This is a genomic window from Psychrobacillus sp. NPDC093200, assembly GCF_050280345.1.
Classification (GTDB): domain Bacteria; phylum Bacillota; class Bacilli; order Bacillales_A; family Planococcaceae; genus Psychrobacillus; species Psychrobacillus faecigallinarum.
On record NZ_JBNNVC010000001.1, the window covers coordinates 307,308 to 329,321 of the forward strand.

Annotated in this window: 24 protein-coding genes; 17 read left to right on the forward strand and 7 right to left on the reverse strand. The window is 35.0% G+C overall.

Annotation, left to right across the window (positions count from 1 at the left end; genetic code table 11):
* Window positions 1-3 precede the first annotated feature (3 nt).
* From ACQKNZ_RS01520 to ACQKNZ_RS01530, 3 genes are read left to right on the forward strand one after another with little or no spacing between them, the layout of a single operon-like run.
* Window positions 4-1,458 carry a spore germination protein gene (locus ACQKNZ_RS01520; RefSeq protein WP_427657648.1) on the forward strand — a complete coding sequence of 485 codons (1,455 nt, stop codon included), beginning with the start codon at window positions 4-6 and terminating at the stop codon, window positions 1,456-1,458.
* 30 nt (window positions 1,459-1,488) lie between these two features.
* Window positions 1,489-2,559: a GerAB/ArcD/ProY family transporter gene (locus tag ACQKNZ_RS01525; RefSeq protein WP_427657650.1), complete on the forward strand. Its 1,071-nt coding sequence runs from the start codon at window positions 1,489-1,491 to the stop codon at window positions 2,557-2,559.
* Window positions 2,556-3,653, forward strand: a complete 1,098-nt coding sequence (locus ACQKNZ_RS01530) for a Ger(x)C family spore germination protein (RefSeq protein WP_427657652.1) — start codon at window positions 2,556-2,558, stop codon at window positions 3,651-3,653. The genes ACQKNZ_RS01525 and ACQKNZ_RS01530 overlap by 4 nt, the downstream gene beginning before the upstream one ends.
* Before the next feature lie 79 nt (window positions 3,654-3,732).
* Here ACQKNZ_RS01530 and ACQKNZ_RS01535 read toward each other — a convergent pair whose 3' ends face one another.
* The 3 genes from ACQKNZ_RS01535 to ACQKNZ_RS01545 all read right to left on the reverse strand — a co-directional run bounded on the left by ACQKNZ_RS01535 (window position 3,733) and on the right by ACQKNZ_RS01545 (window position 6,221).
* Window positions 3,733-3,882: a YfhD family protein gene (locus tag ACQKNZ_RS01535; RefSeq protein ID WP_186318162.1), complete on the reverse strand. Its 150-nt coding sequence runs from the start codon at window positions 3,880-3,882 to the stop codon at window positions 3,733-3,735.
* Window positions 3,883-3,965: 83 nt separating this feature from the next.
* Complete coding sequence (locus ACQKNZ_RS01540; protein WP_427657655.1) at window positions 3,966-5,252, reverse strand: ATP-binding protein; 1,287 nt, start codon at window positions 5,250-5,252, stop codon at window positions 3,966-3,968.
* A 33-nt stretch (window positions 5,253-5,285) separates the two neighbouring features.
* On the reverse strand, window positions 5,286-6,221 hold the full coding sequence (locus ACQKNZ_RS01545) for a histidine kinase dimerization/phospho-acceptor domain-containing protein (protein ID WP_427657657.1): 936 nt from the start codon (window positions 6,219-6,221) through the stop codon (window positions 5,286-5,288).
* 545 nt (window positions 6,222-6,766) lie between these two features.
* Between ACQKNZ_RS01545 and ACQKNZ_RS01550 the strand changes: the two genes are divergently transcribed.
* Window positions 6,767-7,918 (forward strand): retropepsin-like aspartic protease, encoded by a 1,152-nt coding sequence (locus ACQKNZ_RS01550; protein WP_427657659.1) that lies wholly within the window; start codon window positions 6,767-6,769, stop codon window positions 7,916-7,918.
* Between the two features lie 77 nt (window positions 7,919-7,995).
* The gene (locus ACQKNZ_RS01555) at window positions 7,996-8,493 is read left to right on the forward strand and encodes a DUF6985 domain-containing protein (protein ID WP_427657661.1); all 498 of its coding nucleotides are present in this window, start codon (window positions 7,996-7,998) and stop codon (window positions 8,491-8,493) included.
* Between the two features lie 226 nt (window positions 8,494-8,719).
* On the opposite strand, the gene ACQKNZ_RS01560 is transcribed toward ACQKNZ_RS01555, so the two are convergent.
* Window positions 8,720-9,157, reverse strand: coding sequence for a hypothetical protein (locus tag ACQKNZ_RS01560; RefSeq protein WP_427657663.1), 438 nt, complete (start codon window positions 9,155-9,157; stop codon window positions 8,720-8,722).
* 436 nt (window positions 9,158-9,593) lie between these two features.
* Between ACQKNZ_RS01560 and ACQKNZ_RS01565 the strand changes: the two genes are divergently transcribed.
* Window positions 9,594-10,115, forward strand: a complete 522-nt coding sequence (locus ACQKNZ_RS01565) for a sigma-70 family RNA polymerase sigma factor (protein WP_427657665.1) — start codon at window positions 9,594-9,596, stop codon at window positions 10,113-10,115.
* A complete protein-coding gene (locus tag ACQKNZ_RS01570) occupies window positions 10,108-11,487 on the forward strand; it encodes a DUF4179 domain-containing protein (protein WP_427657667.1) in 1,380 nt (459 codons plus the stop codon). The genes ACQKNZ_RS01565 and ACQKNZ_RS01570 overlap by 8 nt, the downstream gene beginning before the upstream one ends.
* An 80-nt stretch (window positions 11,488-11,567) precedes the next feature.
* Here ACQKNZ_RS01570 and ACQKNZ_RS01575 read toward each other — a convergent pair whose 3' ends face one another.
* Window positions 11,568-12,476, reverse strand: a complete 909-nt coding sequence (locus ACQKNZ_RS01575) for a DL-endopeptidase inhibitor IseA family protein (protein ID WP_427657669.1) — start codon at window positions 12,474-12,476, stop codon at window positions 11,568-11,570.
* Between the two features lie 140 nt (window positions 12,477-12,616).
* Here ACQKNZ_RS01575 and ACQKNZ_RS01580 point away from each other — a divergent pair, with 140 nt between their 5' ends.
* The 3 genes from ACQKNZ_RS01580 to ACQKNZ_RS01590 all read left to right on the forward strand — a co-directional run bounded on the left by ACQKNZ_RS01580 (window position 12,617) and on the right by ACQKNZ_RS01590 (window position 13,389).
* Window positions 12,617-12,865 carry a hypothetical protein gene (locus ACQKNZ_RS01580; protein WP_427657671.1) on the forward strand — a complete coding sequence of 83 codons (249 nt, stop codon included), beginning with the start codon at window positions 12,617-12,619 and terminating at the stop codon, window positions 12,863-12,865.
* 76 nt (window positions 12,866-12,941) lie between these two features.
* Window positions 12,942-13,187 (forward strand): hypothetical protein, encoded by a 246-nt coding sequence (locus ACQKNZ_RS01585; protein WP_154311697.1) that lies wholly within the window; start codon window positions 12,942-12,944, stop codon window positions 13,185-13,187.
* Complete coding sequence (locus ACQKNZ_RS01590) at window positions 13,159-13,389, forward strand: hypothetical protein (protein WP_229653959.1); 231 nt, start codon at window positions 13,159-13,161, stop codon at window positions 13,387-13,389. The genes ACQKNZ_RS01585 and ACQKNZ_RS01590 overlap by 29 nt, the downstream gene beginning before the upstream one ends.
* A gap of 53 nt (window positions 13,390-13,442) precedes the next feature.
* Here the strand turns inward: ACQKNZ_RS01590 and ACQKNZ_RS01595 are convergent, their stop codons facing one another.
* Window positions 13,443-13,745, reverse strand: a complete 303-nt coding sequence (locus ACQKNZ_RS01595) for a nucleotide pyrophosphohydrolase (RefSeq protein WP_144538535.1) — start codon at window positions 13,743-13,745, stop codon at window positions 13,443-13,445.
* Window positions 13,746-13,951: 206 nt separating this feature from the next.
* Here ACQKNZ_RS01595 and ACQKNZ_RS01600 point away from each other — a divergent pair, with 206 nt between their 5' ends.
* The 7 genes from ACQKNZ_RS01600 (at window position 13,952) to ACQKNZ_RS01630 (ending at window position 21,504) form a co-directional block, all read left to right on the forward strand.
* Window positions 13,952-15,088: an MFS transporter gene (locus ACQKNZ_RS01600; RefSeq protein ID WP_427657674.1), complete on the forward strand. Its 1,137-nt coding sequence runs from the start codon at window positions 13,952-13,954 to the stop codon at window positions 15,086-15,088.
* A 113-nt stretch (window positions 15,089-15,201) separates the two neighbouring features.
* Window positions 15,202-16,197, forward strand: coding sequence for a LacI family DNA-binding transcriptional regulator (locus tag ACQKNZ_RS01605; RefSeq protein WP_340862457.1), 996 nt, complete (start codon window positions 15,202-15,204; stop codon window positions 16,195-16,197).
* A 109-nt stretch (window positions 16,198-16,306) separates the two neighbouring features.
* Complete coding sequence (hisD, locus tag ACQKNZ_RS01610) at window positions 16,307-17,584, forward strand: histidinol dehydrogenase (protein WP_427657676.1); 1,278 nt, start codon at window positions 16,307-16,309, stop codon at window positions 17,582-17,584.
* A gap of 26 nt (window positions 17,585-17,610) precedes the next feature.
* On the forward strand, window positions 17,611-18,933 hold the full coding sequence (locus tag ACQKNZ_RS01615) for a GntP family permease (protein WP_154311686.1): 1,323 nt from the start codon (window positions 17,611-17,613) through the stop codon (window positions 18,931-18,933).
* 84 nt (window positions 18,934-19,017) lie between these two features.
* Window positions 19,018-19,965 carry a 3-hydroxyacyl-CoA dehydrogenase family protein gene (locus ACQKNZ_RS01620; RefSeq protein WP_151111511.1) on the forward strand — a complete coding sequence of 316 codons (948 nt, stop codon included), beginning with the start codon at window positions 19,018-19,020 and terminating at the stop codon, window positions 19,963-19,965.
* Complete coding sequence (locus ACQKNZ_RS01625) at window positions 19,958-20,722, forward strand: SDR family NAD(P)-dependent oxidoreductase (protein WP_151111509.1); 765 nt, start codon at window positions 19,958-19,960, stop codon at window positions 20,720-20,722. Before ACQKNZ_RS01620 ends, ACQKNZ_RS01625 begins: the two co-directional genes overlap by 8 nt.
* Before the next feature lie 17 nt (window positions 20,723-20,739).
* Window positions 20,740-21,504 carry a 3-hydroxybutyrate dehydrogenase gene (locus ACQKNZ_RS01630; protein ID WP_151111507.1) on the forward strand — a complete coding sequence of 255 codons (765 nt, stop codon included), beginning with the start codon at window positions 20,740-20,742 and terminating at the stop codon, window positions 21,502-21,504.
* Window positions 21,505-21,593: 89 nt separating this feature from the next.
* On the opposite strand, the gene ACQKNZ_RS01635 is transcribed toward ACQKNZ_RS01630, so the two are convergent.
* Window positions 21,594-21,992 carry a hypothetical protein gene (locus ACQKNZ_RS01635; protein ID WP_144538543.1) on the reverse strand — a complete coding sequence of 133 codons (399 nt, stop codon included), beginning with the start codon at window positions 21,990-21,992 and terminating at the stop codon, window positions 21,594-21,596.
* Window positions 21,993-22,014: the final 22 nt, after the last annotated feature.

Consider the following 22,014-nt stretch of genomic DNA (forward strand, 5'->3'; position numbering starts at 1 on the left):
CTTATGAAAAAAATGATATTAGTAAAGAAGAGTTTGCTTGCTTATTTTACGGATCGCGGAGTATCAAAGGGAGATTTAGTTGAAAAAAATATTCAATATTATAAAAAAGTTACACGAGAAAATAATGATATTATTTATAAAAAAGTACCGACAAGCGAAGGAATTGTAACACTTATTTATTCAAACTCCTTAACAGATAAAATGACCTTAGAAATGATTGTCATGATCCCTATAGCAAATTACATCCATCAAATACACCAAGTTGCAGAAAGCGTAAATCCTTTTAATATAGCTGACATTACAAAAAGGCTTTCAATCGGAGAAACTCTCTTGTACTTCCATGAAACAAATCAATTATTGAGTATGGACACTTACAGTGTGAACACTCGAGATATTTCTATTTCTGAGATGGAAAGTACATTCATTGGTCCACAGGATGTTTTTACAGAATCATTGGAAACAAATCTTTCACTTGTAAAAAGAAGAATACAAAATTCCATGCTCAAAGATGAAGAACTAATAATAGGCAACGTCACCAATACGAAAATTGCTCTCTTATATATTGATGATTTGGTGGAAAAAAAGAAACTAAAAAATTTAAAAAATCGTTTGGACAAGATTGATTATCCTACATTTTTGGATATTTCCATTCTAATGCAGTTAATTGAAGACAATCCATATTCCCCATTTCCCCAATATTACATGACGATAAAACCTGACACTATTTCTCACTATTTAGCAGATGGAAGAATAGTTATTTTAATGGATAATAGTCAATCTGCTCTAGTATGTCCGACCTCTTTCTTAGAAATGTTTATCACTATGGAGGATTACTATAATCGCTGGCCATCTGCGAGTTTAATGAGACTACTAAGGTTTTTTGGTTTTTTCTTAACAATTATGATTACTCCAACTTATGTTTCCTCCTTAACTTTTCATCAGGAGGTGCTTCCTTATGAGCTCTTACTTAATCTGCAGGAATCTAGAATGAAGGTACCTTTTTCTCCTCTATTTGAGGTTTTATTTATTGAATTAATTATTGAGGTATTAAGAGAAGCAGGTGCTAGGATGCCTGCAAAAATAGGACAAACGATAGGGATTGTTGGCGGGATTGTTATTGGGACTGCAGCAGTTGAAGCAGGACTCGTAAGTAATATTTTAATCGTAATAGTTGCAACCTCTGCACTACTATCCTTCCTGCCGCCTGTTTTTCATATGAGTAATACGAGCAGGTTTATACGTTATATTTTTATTCTTGCAGCGGGCATTTTTGGTTTATATGGTCAAATGCTTGCATTCGCTTGGCTTATTGCTCATTTATTAAGAGTAAATTCTCTTGGCACACCTTTTATGTCAACGGTAATACCTAGAAGAATTTCTGATTTGAAAGATAGTGTTGTGCGTTTTCCGACAGCGTATTTAAAGAAGAAAAGTGGAATCTCTAGTGAAAATAAATGAAGTATATAGGTTGGTGAGAGCAACTTGAGTGTGAATAAAGAAACGCTAAAGGGCTACCATGTAATTTTTTTAGTACAAAGTATTATGTTTGGCACAGGAGCGCTTTCACTGCCTGAAAGATTGAGTATTCTTGGATACAGCCAGACATTAATGCCAATCTTTTTTGGAATAATTGCGAGTATTTCTATATGGCCGATGGTTTGGATTTGCTCCAAATACCAATCAAAGAACTTGTTTGAAATAAATGAAGAAGTTCTAGGGAAAAACCTAGGAAAGTTTATTAATGTCTTTATAGTTATTCAATTAATTTTACTTCCAACTGCTAAAGTAAGTAATTATGTCCAATTGATACAAAGTACAGCTCTACAAGAGCAAACAACAACTATACCACTTATTTTATTGTTGCTATTAGTGTTATACATCGTAAATGGTGGAATAAAAAATATTGCTAGATTTTGTATTATGGCTTTTTTTATTACTCTACCAATGGTCTATTTCCTGAAATGGTCTCTAGAAAAGGGAGATATAAGCCATGTATTTCCTGTCTTTAATCATAGTTGGAGTGAATTTTTTATAGCGTTTGACCGAGGGTACAATAGCATAGCGGGCTATGAGGTAATATTAATATTTTTCCCATATATTATATCTAAACAAAAAGCATATAAGCATGCGTTAATAGGTATTTGGATTAGCGTATCGCTGTGTTTCATGACAATTTTGGTAAGTGTAATGTATTTCTCCGAATGGCAATTAAGGAATGTACAATATTCGGTTCTACATCTATTTAAAGCAGGTGGTTTTTCTTTTGTAGAAAGAATAGATATTTTCGGTATTACTTTATGGGTATTTTTAGTCATTTCAACCGTTTCAGGTTATATATGGGCAGCTATGAAGGGAGTAAATTCCATTATATCTAAAAGAAAAAGCTCTCATATTTATATAATAGGGGTCATCATTTTTGTTATTCTTTCGCTACCGCTCTCCCATGAAAATTTGGAAAAAGTTTTTATCGTAAGTTATAGGGTTGGTTATGCACTATTGTTATGGCCCATAATTTTAATTGGAATTTATTTCATTAAGAAAAAGCAGGTGCAATCATGACTAGGAAAAAAATTTCAATCTTACTAATAGTTATGGTTATCCTTGGGGGATGTAATTTGAGGGAAAAGAAAGTACCAATCGAAGGTATTGATATGGTTGGAATATTAGCTTTTGACTTTGAAAGTGACGCAACCTTTAAGCTAACTGCGGCCATTCCACAAAAATCTAAGGATTCCAATCAAATAACACAAATTTATACCACTTCTACTGATTTAGTGACAGATGGCGTAGTGAAAATTGAGCAGGAAACGGAGAAAAAAGTAGTTTTAAATCAACTGAGAGTAATTCTTCTTAGTGAGGAATTTGCAACTAGTGGGAGAGTTGAGGAAGTGATAAAGCATCTATATCGAAATACTCAAATAGGAAACGAGATATTAATGGCAATCGTAAAAGGTAGCGCTGAGGAATTATTACGACAGGATTATCCTGATAAGGCAAGTATCATTAACTACGTGAGTGACCTCCTTCAGCCAAGCGTAAACTTAGCGTTTAACCCAAATACAAATATTCATGACTTTATGTATACGCAAACTAATCCGAACTTTGACCCAATAATTCCAGTAATTGAAATGAAAAAGGAGAAAGTTGAGTTAACGGGTGTTGCTTTATTTAAAGATAAAAATATGAAGACCATATTAACTCCAGATGATGCTTTATTTATTCAAGCTATACAGGGCAAGAGAAAGCTAGCACCTATTAACCTAACGACGAAGGAGGGAGATAGGTTATTGCTTGATTTTATTGATAATAACGTGAAAATTATAAGCAATAAAAGTTTAAAATCACCAAGGCTAAAAATTCTACTTAACGTAGAAGGGACGATGACAGAATTTAAAGGGAAAGAAGAAAGCTTTAAACATCCTGATAGCATTCAACGATTAGAAAAAGAAGTGGAGAAGGAGCTGGAAGATAAAATAAACACCTTGTTAATGGAATTGAAGCAATTACAAGTAGATCCAATTGGACTGACGGAAAATGTACGTAGACATCATCGAGGAAAGTGGGATACGGAGCTTACACGGGAAACTATCAGTAAAATGAAGTGGGATATTAAAGTTGATGTGTCTATTCTGAGTACTGGTATTCTAAATTAATTAGGTGCTCGGGTTAAAAAAAAAGAGGGAGGACCTGTACAGAATTTATGTTCTGTCGTCCTCCTCTACCTATTGAAAATTATTTTTTCTTTTTAGAGGAACGGCTTAGTTCTGCAAATTCACGAGCAAACTCTTCTTGAACATCTTTAGGCTTAATTTTCATGTTTTTTGGTGTTTGAGGTAAAGATCCAGTGTTATTGCTGCTTCCTTTTTTATCGTCTCTTCCCATAGTTGTAGCTCCTTTCTAAGGAAATTCTTTCTTCCTTAAGATGTAGTAGCTAGCGTGGTTCTACACATGGAAATATCGAACAATTAATTGTGCACCATATTCCTTTTTTCAGTTTCGTTTTCACTTAAGCAATCTTCGGCCAAAGAAGACCTAAAGACAAGTTCAAAAGTTGTACCTTTACCAAGACAAGAATCTACATGTATATTCCCATTCATTGACCGGATAACGCTAAAAACAACCATTGTTCCAAGACCTGTTCCTTGGTCACCCTTTGTAGAGTAATAAGGTTCACCTAAACGGTCTAGTTGTTCTTCCGTCATACCTATTCCTGTATCTTGAATGGTTATTATAACGTTTGTAGTTGTGGTATCGGTCTCCACTGTTAAAGTTCCTCCATAAGGCATCGACTCTATACCATTTTTCATAATATTTACTAGGCATTGATGAAATTTTTGGCTATCGCCGATTACGATTGATTCTTTCGAAAAATTTGAGATGATTTCAACCGTATTTTTTTGGGCTGAGGGGCGGAGCATTTGAATAACATTATTTAAAGCTTCGTTAATAAAAATTGTGTCTTCTGCGTCTGCTTTTGCCTTAGAGAATGTAAGGTAATCTTGAATAACTCTTTCAGCTGATTTAAGTTCACTCCTTACTATCGCCAAGTATTGTAATCTACTCTCAGGTGAAAGAGAATCACTATGTAAAAGTTGTACGAAGCCACTCGCAGCAGTTAATGGGTTCCTTATCTCATGAGAAATAGCAGCACCCATCTTTTCAACGACCTCTTGTCTTTCAATAGTAATAAGTTGTTGTCTATAAATGATAAACTTATCAAACTCCTCAACAAAGTAGGCAATCATACCAACTCCTAAAGGCTGTATCAATAAAAAAGCAAGATTAACATCAAGTATTGGATGTCCTTCCAAAGCAATATTTAAAGGAAGAGTTTGATAAATGCTGACAATGTACATAAAACCTATAGCAATCAAAATTCGTTGTTTTCTACTTTTCTCTAAAAACCAAGGGTGTAATTTCCAAAACATTAAAGAGAAAACAGTATAGAATGGTAAAGATACCCAAAACCCTAAATCTATTCCGAAAAATGCTCGAATAATAATTGCTGCTAAGCCGAGGTAAGGCCCTATCCCAATATAAAGAGAACCAATTACAAAGGGAATGTTTCTTAGGTCAAATAATATGTAATCTGTTACTGGGTAACTAAATCCGTAACAGATTAAAAGACTAGAGAAACAATAAAATATTCCTGCAGATTGTACCTTTTTCGTGTTCTCGGTCCATATTAAACTAAAAAAAAGTAATACTATTAAAAGAGATAAATTGAATAAAAAGTGTAAAGTCAGCTCCATAGCATTACCTCTCTTCGATTAGACTGGTGTGTATCAGCTAAAACTGATTATACATTTAAGTGGTGTCTTCATAGATCGAAAGGAAAAATAATAAGTAGTTCCGTTTTCTGTTATTTTTGTTTGGACAGAACCTTTCATAGTTTTAATAATACCAAAATCGATAGACATATCTAATGTCATAGTTTTCATCTGAATCATTGGAGTAGAGCTATTAATTGTGATAAAAATATTGGTCTTAGTTTCCTCTGTGTTAATGAATATGGTGCTTCCGTCAGACATAACTATTAAATTTTTAATAATATTTATAAAGGAATGCTGAAATTTAGCTCGATCTCCTTCTATTAAGCTCATAGAGGAAAGATTGGAGATAATTTCTACTGAGTAATAGTTAGCTAGTGGTTGTAAGAGCTTTAGTATAATGGGAAGTTCTTCTTGAATATTTAATTCCTTTGAAGTTTCTACGCTAGGTTTAGAATAAGCTAAGTAATCTTGAATAATCTTCTCTGCAAAATCTAGTTCCTCTTTTAAAATAGTCAAATATTGTTTTCGCTTATCTGATTCTAAGGGTTCTTTGTTTAACAATTCTAAAAATCCAATAGCGGTTGTTAGAGGATTGCGAATTTCATGAGAAATAGCAGCACCCATTTGTTCTACAGCCTCTCTCTTTTCAGCTTTTATAAAAAGCTGTCGCTGGAGTAAAATTTTTTCCACCATTTCTATAGTATACGCATGAATCGCAACTCCCAGTGGAGGAACAAAAACATATGCAATAAATAAGTCTAGTGTATGACCAGCCCCAATTGTGTTTAAAACCAATGTTAATGTAAATATACTTACTATGAGCGTTAACATGGTAGAGCTAATAATACGATATTTAGAGCTTAATTGTAAAAAATGAGGATGCACCTTCCAAAGGAAAATGCTGAGAATTCCATAGATAGGTATACTTAAGTAGAATCCTAAGTCCATACCATAAAAACCCCTAAGAGAAATAACTATTAATCCTAATATAGGGCTTAGTCCTAAGTAAAGCCCACCAATTATCAATGGAATAATTCTTAAGTCTAATATAACCTCATCGTTTAAGGAATAGGAGAATAAATAGCATAGCAATAAGGATATGATGAAATATAAAATAGAGGTGCGTTTTCGTTGTAGTATACTCCCGGATATTCTTAGGATAGAAAAATAAAGGAAAAAAAAGATGACTAATAAGGATAAATTGAAAAGAAAGTGAATTGTAATTAATTCCACTATTAAACCTCATCTCACCGGTAGGATTATAAATTTATATTATCTTTAAACCAAGAGGTATTCAAGTTTTTAATTAACTATTTTGAAAATTTAATAAAATCACTCAGAATATATTCTCTGTATCAAATAGTATAGTTTCATTTCAATAAATATTATATTAAATTCTGGATAATTCTGTGAAGAAATATACTTGAAATAATAGAGGAATTAACAGAATTATATAGAAATATTAACTATCTAGATTTATTGGAGGGAAAAAGTTGAAGGTTATAGAAGAGTTGGAGAAGTTTGATTTTGCAATGGTGGAAATTAATGATGAACAAAAAAAGTTTGTATCTGCTTTAAAGTTAATTACAGATGGAAAAGAAAGTTTGGGTGCGGAAAGGTTAAAGAATCTATATTGTGAGTCTCAGGATCCTTCATTACGAAGTAGCTGTGCCAAGATTTTATTTGAGCTGTATTTTACTAAATCAAAATGGAAACAACTAGAGACGCTTGGACTTTTGGATGATCACAGCATTGATCAAAGCAATCGTTTAATTGCAAAAGCGTGTAGCCAGTATGAAACTCCTTCTTTCTCCTTCTTAAAAGAACAAATATGTGTTCCAATGAAGTTAAGCAACTCTGGCTCTCCGACTATTGATATTATGATTAATGGAAAGAAGAAATGCTTTTGGCTAGATACTGGAGCAGGGATGACGGTCATCTCAAATTCTTTAGTGAAAGACTGTGATATTAACATTAAGAAAATTGAAGAATTAGAGGTTGGAAATTCAACAAACCAAAATTTCAGTACCGATTTGGCAATAATCGATTCAATCGTCATACAGAGCCTGACGATTCTTAACCAGCCTACATTAGTTTTAGCGAATGAATTGTTAATGATTCAAAATCCTAAAACGAAAGAAATAATGAAGATTGACGGTATCATTGGATGGGATATTATACAACATATTTTTCTGGAAATAGACTATGCACGAAAACAGGTTATTATTCAGAAACCGGTACGAAAAGAAGGGGGGGAGAACAACCTTTTCTTCTGTGGGTATCCAATTATAAAAGTCAAAGGAAAGAATCAAGTACCCTTGTATTTCGGTTTAGACACTGGTGCAAATAAAACCCATTTTGGACAACCTCTTCTATCGAAAATCGATGATCTTAAAATAGAGAAGAGAATGATACTTTCTGGTGGCTTCGGTAGTGTAAAAGAAAGAGAATTAGACAGCATAGCAAGTTTAATAGTTTTCCTGAATAGGAATCAATCCATCAGCTTACAAAACGTGAGAGAGATGTTGACAGATCTTGCTACTTTTTTTAAGTTAGATGGTGTTTTTGGTAGTGATATTGCTAAGGATGGGCGTTTGGTGATTGATTATACAAATAGAAAAGTTGAGCTTGTATTTAACAATTGATACTTCTATATTTAAGCAATGATTGCGACATCTTTATTGATTTAATCTTTTTTAAGATTTTATAATTAGAAGGATGAATGCTAATTTGGCTAGGGGGAGTAATTACAGTGGTTATTAAAAACCTTAAAACCAATGAATATTTCGAAGTAGAAGGAGAAGCCTACTTAGAATTATTTGATCAAAATATTACTGTATATATAGAACAAGAGTCAGATATTGAATACGCGGAACTATGTATAACTTACTTGAACACTTTAAGTGATGGACTAATAGATGATATTTGTAACGCATCTATTAGATACTGTAATGAATTTCTTGATGATATTGGTGAAGATATTATAGAATTCAATAAACCGACAGATGTTTTACCTTATATTACACCAAACACTATATGTATTCCGAATCCTAAGAATAAAATAGAACCTGTCATTGATTTAGAATTAAATTGCGAATGGGAAGAAGAGCATGGTATGGAATGGATCATACGCAATGGGGTAGTTATGTATGTTGGACCGTATAATGGAATAAATCCGTATGGGCATTGTGATATCGGAAAAGAATGGAATTATACTTAATGTACAATATACATTAATAAACATTTATATAGTGTTTAACGAGCTAGGTGTAAATCGAGTGTTAAGAAAAACAAAGAAAGTGAAGTACAATGAGCTTGGAGATATATTTCCAAGCTCATTTTTATATTCCAGTCACTAGAATTCAACCTTACATATCGTGCTATATCTTTAACGTAACCTAAATTAATACAAAAAAACCAGACCTATTTGCTAGATCTGGTTTTTATTAAATGTTTTCTTTACCAAAAAAAGAAATTAGCTGTTTATTGGTAGGGGCTTGAATTTTAAAAGTCAACTCTCTATCACCGCTATTTTCTATACGTGGAATGATTGATTCAATTACATGAAACTTCCAAAAGGATGGTTTACTTTTCGTACTCTTTTCGGTTTCTGTAGTCATCATTTTTCTTTGGAAGGGATGTAATTTGCACATTAAAAATTTTTCTTTAAGACGAATGAGCAAATAACCTTCATCCGTTTCAGGATTGAACTTTTTCATAAGTGATTCACCTAGTTCAAACGTATTTGATTTATTTTGAACGGAAGGAGAAATGACAAAATAATTCCCTTTACGAAATAGGGAAGTATTGGAAACCTGTTGAAGACCTAATTCATTAATTAAAAAATCGAGATTTACTTGTGATGCTTCACTAGCGACTGACATAAAGTGCCTCCTTTACAAATCCACAAACTCATTACTATTAAGTATACCCCATTTTGTCAGTAATATCTTGGATATACCTAATAAAATTAGTAATATACTGATTTTTCTTGAAAAAAACTAATAAAAATGTAAAAGTAAATCAATTCATAATTCCTATTTAATAAAAATAGCGCTAACAATAGTAAAGTAGAACAAATAATTACATACTTTAACCCCAAATTATAGGTGAAATTAATTTAAGTACCTACCTTTAAGTATATCTTTAGGAGAAACACTTAATTCCACTATTATTAAAAAACTTTTTATATCGACCATTACTTTGTACTTCCGCCAATCTTCTTAAAATAATGAAGCAAATATAATTGTTTATAATTGTCAAAACTTTTCTTGCTTTAGGAAGTCTAATTAATAGGGAAATTTGAAATGAGGTGATGTTTTGAGCGAGCATCAATTAGAAAGGAAAGCGATAAAGGGAAGCGAGGATGCTTTTTTAGATCTGATGCATACTCATCAGGAGGCATTATATAGAACTGCCATGTCCTACTTAAAAAATGAAGAGGATGCTTTAGAGGCTGTTCAGGAAGTAACCTATAGGGCCTTTAAACATATCAAAACACTTAAAGAGCCAGCATATTTTAAAACCTGGGTAACAAGGATCATGATGAACTATTGTCAGGATACGATAAAAAAAAGTAAGAGAGAGATTTGTGAGGAAAGCTTGCTACTAGTATTTGGGAAAAAAGAAGATTATACGTTTTTGGAAATAGAGGAGGCACTTGCCCATCTATCTGACTACGAAAGAGAGTTACTCCATCTCAAGTACTTTGAGGACGTCAAAATTAAAGACATAGCAGTCATGTGGAAGACACCGGAGGGAACGATCAAAACTAGATTACATAAGGCACTCCGTTCATTTCGACATTATTTTGAGGAGAAAGGGGAGATGAAACGTGTTTGAAGAGGAAAAACAAAAATTGGAGAAACGAAAAAATGTGATCAATCAGGTAGATGTTCCTTTGGACAAGGTACAGATGTCCGTAAGAAACGGCTTTGAAAAAGCAAAACAAGAGAAAAAAAGGAAGAGAATAATTACTCAGCGTAGTCTGTGGTCTGTCGCAATGGTAGCTCTATTATTTATAGCATTTGTAACCTCTATAAACGTTTCTCCAGCCTTTGCAAACAAGGTATCAGCAATTCCTGGCATGGAGCGTGTAGTAGCTCTTGTTCAAAATGATAAGGGTCTGCTGGCCGCTGTAGAAAATAACATTTATCAACAAATAAATGCTTCTCAAACCGAGCATGGAATTACGGTCACGTTGGATGGGGTAATTGCTGATGAAAAGGGAATGGTTGTTTTTTATACGGTGGAATCTAAGGAAAAGGATTTGAGTGAGTTAGGTTATAAATATTTGCGAATAAAATCAAACAATAGATCACCATATCAGTATAGTATGGAGATCCATAATCGCTTTTATCCTTTAGCTAAAGAGAAGGGATTGAAGGTATTTAGCTCTAGCCAACGTATAGAAACTAGCTATAGGTCTCTTCTACCCACAGAAGAACATAATTTTGAATTGGGAGTTATAAATGGAGATACAATTGAAAACTTTAAAATACCTTTTTCCTTTAAAAGAATGGATAATTTGGATAGCAAAACTATTACTGTAAACAAGGAAATGAAGATTGAGGGGCAAATAATAAAAGTGAAATTTATCTCCGTAGATCCCACTGGTATGAAAGTGTATTTAAAGACAAAATCAAGTAATACTAAAAAGTTTTTATATGGTGCTTTTAATAAAATACAATTAGTAGACGAAGATGGCAGAGAATGGTCGGCTTACTCAGATAGCTATTATTGGGAGGAAAATAAATTTACCGTCTCAATGCCGGAGAGCTTTTATTTCTATAACCCTAAAAAGCTGACATTAAATTTTGGGAAAATAGCAGCAATGGATAAAGATGAGGCTTACTTACTCATTGATACAAATTCGTCTGAATTTATAAAGCAACCAAAGGATTCTATCTTCTCTGATTTAAAAATAGAAAACAATAAAGGAAGCTTTATTATCGATGCAGATAGAAATAAAGAGTTTGTCTATTTTCCAAAATTAATAGATGCAAATGGAGAGGAATATACAATAAAGTATAATGACCAGCCCTATTATCCAAGCTCTCAATATGTGAACAGCTCTTTTACAGATCTCCCAGAGGGAAAAACAAAATTTGAATTTCAGATTCCTTCAAATAGCAATCAGATTAGATTAGACTTAGATTTTTATCCTTCTTGGATTGAGGATGAGGACGTAAAAATTGAAATAGAAATCCCGTAAACAGCTTTTAATTTTAGAATTTCTTATCTTAAGAGAGACAGTAAATCACTTATGATTTACTGTCTCTTCAGTAATTTTATCTAATACATACTAATCAGCCCGACCTGATGAATTTTAAAGTCCATATATCCATTAGGCTCCACGATAAAATACATTCTATTTTCACCAGAGACTAGGGGGCCATTATAGTCTTTTTCGAGTTCAACGAAAATTGTGGCAACAAACTCCACGTGGTAAGATCCCCTATCTACCTCTTTAAGCTTTGATAACTCTATTTTTTTTATACCCGTCTTAAATTCATTTACATCAAAATAAGAAGTTGGCAATAGCTGTTTCTGAGAAATTTGTGGGTTGTTTAATAGGTTGGTGAAAAGAATATTAATGGGATTTGCTTTATCTGGGATGTCAAGATCAACAGCTGGCTGCTTGCTAATACGCCAGCCAACCTTTTCAACAAATTGATACTCTACAACGTAGGTTGTTTTATCAGCGCCTTCCCCAAAGGGAACAGTTAGTCGATATTGAGCTTTATCGGACTCTTTCTTGATAATTTCTGCTGTAGCTTTTTCCCATTTCTCTTGGGACCCCATGTCGGCTTCTTTTTGAGCCAGTTTTCCTTTATACTCCAGGATTTCTAAATCCTTTATAAACTGTTCCGCTGTTTTTGAGGTCAAAGTTTGAGTTAAATACTTCAAGAGCTTAGTCTTTGTATCAATCTTACTGGATAGGTACCGGTAAGCGAAGTCATTGTAAAGAAAAGTATTATATTCTCTATCTTTATAGCCCCCGCCACTACTAACGAATAGATATGCCTCATGATATTTAGCTGCTAAATCAATTGCCATTTTCTCTGTTAGTAATTGGGCGTTTTGCGTAACTGTTTGGGAAACCTTAGTATTTTCTTTGGTTGTAGCCTCGGTAACACCAGTAAATGTAGTGCTTAAAAGACTAACTGCTGTAAATGCAATTAATAGTTTTGCTGTTTTCATGATAGATCCTCCTATTTGTGATTTGTTGTTGGTATAAGCAAAAATGTTAGGAAGGGTATTTGTAAAGTTTCTAGAATAGGTAATTAATAAATATTATGTAGAGGGAGCAAAGATTATGTCTGATGACTTAAAAGTAGCTTATGGAAATTGGAAATTACTTAATTCCGAAAGAAATCTTGCAGCTGATTCAGTTAGAGAGGAATCTAACTAAGGAAAATTTATCTATAGATATGATTGGATTCAGACCAGTTACCGAGCCTTCTCCTTACTCAATCACACCACCTGATTTAATACCGTTTGCTGAAAGTGGAGGAGGAGGGATTCATTTTGGTTTTCTGACCGACTTTCATAAAACTACCGATTTAATGAAAATGCGTTTCACCTACTAACGACCCACCAATACGTTATTTAGCAAACAATTTCCAGAGATTTATTAGTCTAGTATTTTCAGTACCTCATGCTGAAATGCTTGAGCAATTAAGTACTATTTCAAATAAAGAACAAGAAAAGGCAATACTAGATGAATATATAGTCGATCTTCCATTTTCATGGAAAATAAAACAAGAAAAAGTTTTCTCTGCATTAAAAAACATCTATCCTTTAGGAGAAAAGGTAGATGTTATTACTACTATTACTTCAGCGAAGCGGAAACGGGAGGATAAAGTAGTTATCACTACCTTTGATGGATTGGGTGTTATTAGGGAAAAGTAGTGGAGAAAGATATGAATTTTTGGAGAGTCGAAATAGTGATGCAGAAGAGTTATTAAGGATGCGTCAATTTCTTCAAGAGGCAACACTAGAAGAAAAACAAGCCTTTATAAGAAATATACAGTATTGGTATATAGTAGATCCTGATTATAACTATGAGATTTGGTCATTAGTTCAAGAGGTAATCCATACGTTTAATGAGTAGATTTAATATAAAAACTACCACTATACATTTTATCTCATAGTGGTAGATCAACTTTAGTTAGGTATAGGGTATTTTAACGCATTCTTCTGGATTTTCTTTTTTGCAGCTTCCTTTAAATCTATATCTAATAAGTTCGCCAGCTGTAAAAGGTATATTAAAACATCTGCTGCTTCTTCTTCAATACCTTGTTTATTATTTGCTATAGCTTCTTCAGAGGAAAGCCATTGAAAGTGCTCTAAGAGCTCACTTGCCTCTAATGAAACAGATATAGCCAGACTACGAGCACGACCATCTGTATTGCTACCCCAGCCTCTTTCTTCATTGAACTTCATAATTTCCTTTGTCAATTCATCCATATTATTAGTCCTTTCTTTCAGTAATTTTAAGTGATAGATATGTATTTTGTTACCATATTTATTTTATCAAACGGTAAGCAGTGAATCCATAGCTGAACCCAATACCTAGGAGTACATTCAAGCAGAGTTCTATATGATTTTTTGTTTCAGAGTATTGTATTGGTATAATAATTGAATAATTACTATCTATGGATGGAGGGGGATAAATGAATCTTAAAGGAGTCTTATTGTTAATATTCTTGTTTCATACTGTAGTAAACGCAACTAGACCGGTTATTACTCTTTCCGCGGATGAGTATGGAGCATCTATTTGGATCATTGGTATTTTAACTTCCACATTTGCTTTTTTGCCATTATTATTTTCGATCCATGCCGGAAAAATTATAGACAAGATAGGGGATAGGCTTCCCATTATTATAGGCTTTGTCAGCTTGATTGCCGGTATGATTGTTCCTGCCGTTTATTCTACTATTTGGTCTTTGTTTGCAAGTCAGCTGCTTTTAGGGATAGGAAATATAAGTATTCCTATTGCTTTGCAAAATCAATTGGGACATCAAACAACCAAAAAAAATAGAGATTATTATTTCAGCATGTTTAGTCTCTGTGTTGCATTTGGAGCGGTAGTAGGACCTCTAATGGGGGGGTACTTGTCGGAACATATTTCCTTTCAAATTGTATACATTTCGTGTGTAGGGATTGGACTAGCAGGGATTGTCTTTTCCCTAAGAATCCCCAAGGTAGAGCGTCAAATACATAGCTCCCCTACTAAAATGCTGGATTCGATAAAGCTTCTCGAAAGCCCGCTTATACGAAAGGCTTTGTTTTCAAGTGCCTTGGTTTTATATTCAAAGGACATATTTGTTGCATATTTTCCGTTACTAGGGAAACAAATGAATTTGTCTACATCAACTATAGGATGGATAATTGCTCTACAAGGGTTGGCAACTATGTTTGTTCGTTTTGTGTTGCCTAAGCTTTTAGAAATATACAAGAGAGAATTTATATTATTTGTATCTATATTTGTTGCAGGGGTTGCCTTTTTATTGTTGCCTTTAACTAGTTCCTCCATCATTATTGCTTTTCTCGCTATTATGATGGGATTAGGTCTTGGATGTGGACAGCCTATATCTATGACAACAACTTATAATGCATCCCCACCAGAACGTACGGGAGAAGTTTTAGGCCTACGAATAACTATTAATCGTCTATTTCAATTAATCGCACCAGCTTTTTTTGGCGTAATTGGTGGCTCTGTCGGGATGATTGGCGTATTTCTCTTTAGTGGGGTCCTTTTGGTAGGAGGCTCTTTGTTTTTTAAGGGAGGTAAGGAAGTAGAAGATTGAATTCGTTAGTAAACACTAAACTTTAAAAGAAGATTAGTGTTTATTATTTCCAAAAATATAATCTCATTGTATAGTTTGAAATAAGTAATATTTTTAAGAAGGTAGTGAGTAAGGTGAAACAAGGAATTACTGCAAAGGACGTGGCAAAGCTTGCTGGTGTTTCTCAATCTTCTGTCTCACGTGTGTATTTTGAAGGAGCTACTGTATCTCAAAAGACTCGTGAGAAGGTGTTAGCTGCTGCAAAAGAATTGGGTTATAGACCGAATGAATTTGCTCGTAGCCTAATAACAAATAGAACGAAGATAATTGGTCTAGTTATGAAGGGAGTTCAAAACCCTTTTTATCCACAGGTTTTAAAACAATTTACAACCGCATTTAAAAAGTTAGGCTACAGTATTTTGTTTGTGTATACGAATAACGATGAGATTCAAAAAGATGATATCGATACATTACTTAATTATAATGTTGCGGGTGTTATTATTACTGACGCAACGTTGTCCTTACAGGCAAACGAAGATCTATTTAACAACAGAATTCCTTTAGTGTTATTTAATAGAAAAATTGTTGGTAATAAATTTTTTTCTGTTTGCTGTAACAATTTAGAGGCAAGTAAACAGATTGCACAGTACTTATTGAAGACGGGTTGCTCTAATATGATTTATATTTCGGGTAATGAAAATACATCGACTAGTAAAGAGCGTGAGAAAGGTTTTGTAACGGTATTAGAAGAAAATGAAGTGAAATATAAAAAATATATTTCCGATTATACATATGAAGGCGGGTACGAAACAATTGAGGAAATAGTTTCTCAAGGTAAAATACCAGAGGCAATATTTGTAGCGAATGATATTATGGCTCTGGGTGTGATTGATGCTTTAAAAAAACATCAAATATCTGTCCCAGATGAAGTAAAGGTTGTTGGCTTCGATAATATTGAGATGTCTGCTTGGCCATCGTATAGCTTAACAACATGGGAGCAGCCAATAAATGAAATGGTCAAAAGAACAGTTGATTATTTAACCGCAGAAATCAACGAATACTCTGGTTTCACCAAAAATATAGAGGTTGATGGAAGGTTAATTGTACGAAATTCGACATATAATAGTTGACTAATTGATTTTTTTAGAATAATCTTATTTGTATATATTTTTGCATACGTATGCAAAAATAAAATGAATGATTTTGAATGCGTTTTCAAACAAAGGGGAGGAAGAACAAATGGTTAAAGTAATAAAGGCCGGAAAGTCACAAGAAGAGGTAAGTGCTAATGATTTAAAGGTATCACAAATAGTTTCAGAAGCCTTACAGGATGTAGAAACAAGAGGAGATCAAGCAGTTCGTGAATTATCAGAGAAGTTTGATAAGTGGTCACCTCAAACATTTCGTTTATCCACAAAACAAATTGAAGAAATCGTAGCTAAAGTACCTTCAGAGGTATTAGAGGATATAAAATTTGCCCAAAAAAATATACGTGAATTTGCTGAGGCACAACTAGCATCCATGCATGATGTGGAAGTAGAAAATATACCAGGAGTTACTTTAGGACATAAAAATATACCAGTCAATAGTGTGGGTTGCTATATTCCAGGAGGACGTTACCCAATGGTGGCTTCGGCTCATATGAGTGTTTTAACTGCAAAAGTTGCAGGTGTAAAACGAGTAATCGCATGTACCCCGCCTATTAACGGGGAAATTCCACATGCCACTATTGCTGCTATGTCTTTAGCTGGTGCAGATGAAATTTACTTGCTAGGTGGTATTCAAGCTATGGCAGCTATGGCCATTGGAACAGAATCTATCAAAGCAGTAGATATGATCGTAGGGCCGGGTAATGCATTTGTTGCAGAGGCAAAACGTCAGCTTTATGGACGTGTGGGAATTGACTTATTTGCTGGTCCGACTGAAACGTTAGTGGTGGCAGATCATTCAGCGGACGCTGAAATGGTTGCTACAGATATTCTTGGTCAAGGAGAACATGGTCCGACCTCTCCAGGTGCTTTAATAACAACATCGGAGAAACTTGCAGAAGAAACTTTGAAAGAAATTGAACGCCAGCTACAAGTTTTGCCTACAGCAGATGTTGCTAGAGTATCGTGGGAGGATTACGGACAAATCTTACTTGTAGATTCTATTGAGGAAGCACGAGTGGAAGCAGACCGTCTGGCATTTGAACATGTAGAAATCTTAACAGAGGACCCAAACTACTTCTTAGAAAATATGACCAACTATGGCTGTCTTTTCTTAGGACCAGAAACAAATGTGGCCTATGGGGATAAAGTAATTGGTACGAATCATACGCTACCGACTAAGGGTGCGGCAAGATATACGGGCGGTTTATGGGTAGGTAAGTTTATTAAAACAGTAACCTATCAAAAAGTAACACCAGAGGCAAGTGCATATATAGGGGAGTATGCTGCACGCTTATGTCAGTTAGAGAACTTTGCTGGACATGCTGAGCAGGCGTTACTAAGAGTAAGAAGATACGGAAATAAATAATTCTTAGGGGTTTAGGGGGAGAAAGTATGTTAGGTCTCATAGGGTTATTCGGTGGGCTAGCTTTATTGATTTATTTAACTATGAAGGGAATGAACCTTCTCATTGCCGCACCACTCACAGCACTGCTAGTTGGGGTATTTAATGGGCTTCCGTTGTTTCCGCAGCTTGTAGAGGAAGGTGCTGCCAATTTCTTAACTAATTACATGGGAGGGTTTACTAGCTTCATAGCTTCTTGGTGGCTAATGTTCTTAGCTGGTGCCATTTTTGGTAAAGTCATGGAGGATAGCGGGGCAGCAGATAGTGTGTCCCAATGGATCGTCAGCAAAATAGGTATTAAACGTGCAGCGTTAGCTGTAGTGATTGCCTGTGCTGTTTTAACTTATGGGGGAGTAAGTTTGTTTGTCGTGGCATTCTCCGTTTATCCAATGGCTTTAAGTTTATTTAAACAAGCGGATTTGCCAAGAAGGTTTATACCGGCTGCACTTGGTTTTGGTTCTACAACCTTTACTATGACATCAGCGGGATCACCAGAAATTCAAAACTGGATTCCTATCCCATTTTTAAAGACAACACCTTATGCAGGATGGGAAGTTAGTTTTATTGTAGCTGTTTTCATGATGGCGTTTGGTTATTGGTGGCTGAAAAAAATGATTAAAAAAGCAATGGCTAATGGAGAAAAGTTTGTTAGTAGGGAATCAGATGTAACGACGGTTGCTCGTAAAGAGTTGCCTAATCCTTTACTAAGTATGGTTCCTTTAGGCGTAGTATTAATCATCTCGTTTTTCTTACATAAAGAGCTTGAAACGTCAGCATTAATCATTGCCTTGTCTGGTGGTATTCTTGCTACCTACCTGTTAAACAAAAAGTATTTTCATAATTTCGGTGGAGCTGTTGCAGAAGGGGCAATGGGAGCTGTAATCGCCATTGCAAATACTGCTGCTGTTGTAGGTTTTGGGGGTGTAGTAAAGGCAACCCCAGCATTTGAATCGGCGGTTGATGTAATGACATCTATTCCAGGTAGTCCTCTGATTGGGGGAGCAGTTGCTGTGGCGGTTATTGCAGGTTTAACGGGATCATCATCGGGTGGGCAAGCTATAGCCTTACCTCTTTTGGCCCCACATTATTTAGACCTAGGCGTAAATGCAGAAGCCCTTCACAGATCCGTGGCCATTTCTTCTGGGTCTCTAGATTCGTTGCCACAAGGAGGCTATGTTGTTACTACCATTCGCTCTATCTGTGGAGAAACGCATAAGGATGCTTACCCGGCCTTTGGTGCTTTAACAGTTGTTGTACCGATTCTCGGTGTAATATTAGCAGTAATTCTATTCTCCTTTGGAGTAGGGATTTAATAATACATTATAATACCCGACAAACATAAGTATGATGTTTGTTGGGTATTGATTGTTATAGAAACAATTAAGGGGTGTGAACAAATGGAAATCGTATCAATTTTAGGTTGTGGAACGATGGGGCACTCTATTGCTCTATCCGCAGCTTGGGCAGGCATGCAGGTAAAGGTATATGGAGTTAGTGAACAGGACTTAGAGATTGCTAAAAAAGGTCTCCACAATAAATTGAAAGTGATGAAGGATAATGAATTGTTTGATGAAAAAGAAGCGTCACGCATTATGGACCTCATTGTGTTATCTCCTTCTCTAGAAGAGGTTGTAAAAGAAGCAACCTTTATTATTGAAGTAATACCTGAAGTACTAGATCTTAAAAAGGGCATGTACAAAAAATTAGAGGAACTAGTTGATAAAGACGTAATTATTGCAAGCAATACCTCTGGCTTCATGCCAAGTTTGCTAGCAGAGGGAATGGATTACCCTAATCGTTTTGTTGTAACTCACTTTTGGAATCCCGGTCATCTAATCCCGCTAGTTGAAGTCGTAAAAGGTGAAAAGACGGATAATGGTACAGTTCAGCGAGCTATGCAGGTACTACAACATATGAATAAGAAACCAGTATTACTGAATAGAGAGATACCAGGGTTTATAGGAAATCGTTTACAGTATGCGTTATTTCGAGAAGCCCAATCACTACTTGATGCAGGTGTAGCGACTAAAGAGGACATAGATGCTGCAGTAACTTATAGCATAGGGCGTCGTCTTCCGATAACTGGTCCATTAATGACAGCAGATTTGGGAGGGCTTGATGTTTTTTCAGCTATTTCAAATTATCTATTTGAGGATTTGAGTACCGATCAAAAATCTGGTCGCGTGCTCACACAGTTAGTGGAAGAGAATAAGTTTGGAGACAAGAGTGGTGAAGGGTTCTATTCATGGGACGAGCAATTCTCTATGTTAAAAAATGTGGAACGTGAACAAATGCTTATTCATTTTCTTAAGGGTGACTTGAAGTTAGGAGGTAGCAATGAATAACTTCTTTTCAGAATTAGAGCATAAAACAGTAATCGTAACAGGCGGTAGTAAAGGGATAGGGAAAGATATAGCCCTGACATTTGCTAAGTTAAAAGCAAATGTTGTAATTTCTGGTCGAGATAATCAGGTGTTAGAGGAAACGCTGAAAGAACTAAAAAATTATAATAATCGATGTATGGCAGTACAAGGAGATTTAAGTATAATCGAGAACATTAAAAATCTAATTGAAACGACTGCAAAAGAATTTGGAACAATAGATATACTTATAAATAATGCTGGAGTAAATATTGCAAAGCCTGCCTTAGAAGTAACAGAGGCTGACTGGGATACTGTCTTAGACTTAAACTTAAAATCTGTGTTCTTTACAAGCCAAGCAGCGGCTAAATACATGAGTAAACAAAAAAATGGTAAAATTATAAATATAGCATCTCAGATGGCATTTGTAGGCTATTACAATAGAGCAGCGTATTGTTCTAGTAAGGGTGGTCTAGTCCAATTAACGAAAGCACTTGCAGTTGAGTGGGCAAAGCTTGGCATAAACGTTAATGCAGTAGCACCAACATTTATAGAAACAGAATTGACTGCCAAGATGTTTGAAGATGAAGCCTTTAAAAAGGATGTGGAAAATCGCATTCTCTTAAAGGGACTTTCTCAGCCGAAGGATATCTCTGGTGCAGTACTATACTTAGCATCTGATTTGGCGAACTTCGTTACAGGAGAAACCTTAAAAGTTGATGGCGGCTGGACTGCAATTTAAGGATTGGGGGATTTCAAGTGAAGGATAAAGTTGTATTTATAACTGGGGCAGCCAGAGGAATTGGTTTTGATGTGGCTAAGGCATTTTTAGAGGCCGGAGCGAGCGTGATTATTTCTGATGTGGATCGCGAGTCATTAGACGAAGCTGTCTTCACTCTAAATGGGCCAGTAAAGGGAATCGTCTGTGATGTAACGAAAGAAGAGGACATTAAAAATGCAATCGAATATACAGTAAAATCATTTGGGAGAATAGATATACTGATAAACAATGCGGGGATGCAACATGTATCGTATATAGAAGATTTCCCAACAGAGAAGTTTGAATTGCTAATAAAAATAATGCTTACAGCTCCTTTTGTAGCGATGAAGCATGCATTGCCATATATGAAAAAACAACAGTTTGGTCGAATTCTTAACATGGCTTCTATAAATGGATTAATAGGATTTGCTGGAAAGGCCGCATATAATTCGGCTAAGCATGGAGTTATCGGTTTAACGAAGGTAGCAGCATTAGAGACTGCAGCCGATGGAATAACAGTGAATGCAATATGTCCAGGTTATGTAGATACCCTTCTTGTACGCAATCAGTTTAAAGATTTAGCAAAGACAAGGAATATTGAAGTAGAGCAGGTGCTTGAAGAAGTGCTATATCCACTTGTTCCTCAAAGAAGGTTGTTGGATGTTCAAGAAATTACAGACTTGGCTTTGTACTTGGCAAGTGATTCAGCCAAAGGAATGACGGGTCAAGCAATTGTTTTAGATGGTGGTTATACAGCGCAATAATAAAAAGGTCCTTAAAGTAAAACTTACTTAAGGACCTTTTGTATATACAAAATAACAGATTGTTTAAACAGAGATAGCTTCTTTTTGCTTTATGCTTTATTTGTTTTTTCCGTAAAGAAGGTGATAACTAAAAACATAAAAAATGCAAAAAGTAAGATTGTTCCTCCAACGATAAAGAAGACCATGACCAATGTTTCGTTAAGGTTGAATGGATTTATATTATACATCCACATCCCCAATGTTAAACCTAATGCACCAATCATGGCGCTTATACTTTGTAAAGTAACCATCCATTTATGCTTTACTGTAAATACTTGATAGAAGATGCCCCATGCAAATACAGATAACCACCCTACTAAAAGTACGTGAGCGTGAATCGGTCTTAATGAGTAATCCATCTGACCAGCCATATGCGAGCCAAGATAAGTTCCAATAAGGCCGAATAGTGCTGCAAATCGAATTAGTCGTATACTCCATGTTTTTTCCATTTCAATCTCTCCTCTCAAGCAA

What these genes read in the sequence shown, in the direction of transcription:
- ACQKNZ_RS01590 (WP_229653959.1), top strand. Translation starts at nt 13,159, where the DNA reads ATGGATTGGGTGTTATTAGGGAAAAGTAGTGGAGAAAGATATGAATTT.
- ACQKNZ_RS01580 (WP_427657671.1), top strand. Translation starts at nt 12,617, where the DNA reads ATGGAAATTGGAAATTACTTAATTCCGAAAGAAATCTTGCAGCTGATT.
- ACQKNZ_RS01615 (WP_154311686.1), top strand. Translation starts at nt 17,611, where the DNA reads ATGTTAGGTCTCATAGGGTTATTCGGTGGGCTAGCTTTATTGATTTAT.
- ACQKNZ_RS01555 (WP_427657661.1), top strand. Translation starts at nt 7,996, where the DNA reads ATGCTAATTTGGCTAGGGGGAGTAATTACAGTGGTTATTAAAAACCTT.
- ACQKNZ_RS01520 (WP_427657648.1), top strand. Translation starts at nt 4, where the DNA reads ATGAAAAAAATGATATTAGTAAAGAAGAGTTTGCTTGCTTATTTTACG.
- hisD (WP_427657676.1), top strand. Translation starts at nt 16,307, where the DNA reads ATGGTTAAAGTAATAAAGGCCGGAAAGTCACAAGAAGAGGTAAGTGCT.
- ACQKNZ_RS01625 (WP_151111509.1), top strand. Translation starts at nt 19,958, where the DNA reads ATGAATAACTTCTTTTCAGAATTAGAGCATAAAACAGTAATCGTAACA.
- ACQKNZ_RS01545 (WP_427657657.1), bottom strand. Translation starts at nt 6,221, where the DNA reads ATGGACTTAGGATTCTACTTAAGTATACCTATCTATGGAATTCTCAGC.
- ACQKNZ_RS01540 (WP_427657655.1), bottom strand. Translation starts at nt 5,252, where the DNA reads ATGGAGCTGACTTTACACTTTTTATTCAATTTATCTCTTTTAATAGTA.
- ACQKNZ_RS01620 (WP_151111511.1), top strand. Translation starts at nt 19,018, where the DNA reads ATGGAAATCGTATCAATTTTAGGTTGTGGAACGATGGGGCACTCTATT.
- ACQKNZ_RS01535 (WP_186318162.1), bottom strand. Translation starts at nt 3,882, where the DNA reads ATGGGAAGAGACGATAAAAAAGGAAGCAGCAATAACACTGGATCTTTA.
- ACQKNZ_RS01585 (WP_154311697.1), top strand. Translation starts at nt 12,942, where the DNA reads ATGCTTGAGCAATTAAGTACTATTTCAAATAAAGAACAAGAAAAGGCA.
- ACQKNZ_RS01635 (WP_144538543.1), bottom strand. Translation starts at nt 21,992, where the DNA reads ATGGAAAAAACATGGAGTATACGACTAATTCGATTTGCAGCACTATTC.
- ACQKNZ_RS01595 (WP_144538535.1), bottom strand. Translation starts at nt 13,745, where the DNA reads ATGGATGAATTGACAAAGGAAATTATGAAGTTCAATGAAGAAAGAGGC.
- ACQKNZ_RS01575 (WP_427657669.1), bottom strand. Translation starts at nt 12,476, where the DNA reads ATGAAAACAGCAAAACTATTAATTGCATTTACAGCAGTTAGTCTTTTA.
- ACQKNZ_RS01530 (WP_427657652.1), top strand. Translation starts at nt 2,556, where the DNA reads ATGACTAGGAAAAAAATTTCAATCTTACTAATAGTTATGGTTATCCTT.
- ACQKNZ_RS01600 (WP_427657674.1), top strand. Translation starts at nt 13,952, where the DNA reads ATGAATCTTAAAGGAGTCTTATTGTTAATATTCTTGTTTCATACTGTA.
- ACQKNZ_RS01560 (WP_427657663.1), bottom strand. Translation starts at nt 9,157, where the DNA reads ATGTCAGTCGCTAGTGAAGCATCACAAGTAAATCTCGATTTTTTAATT.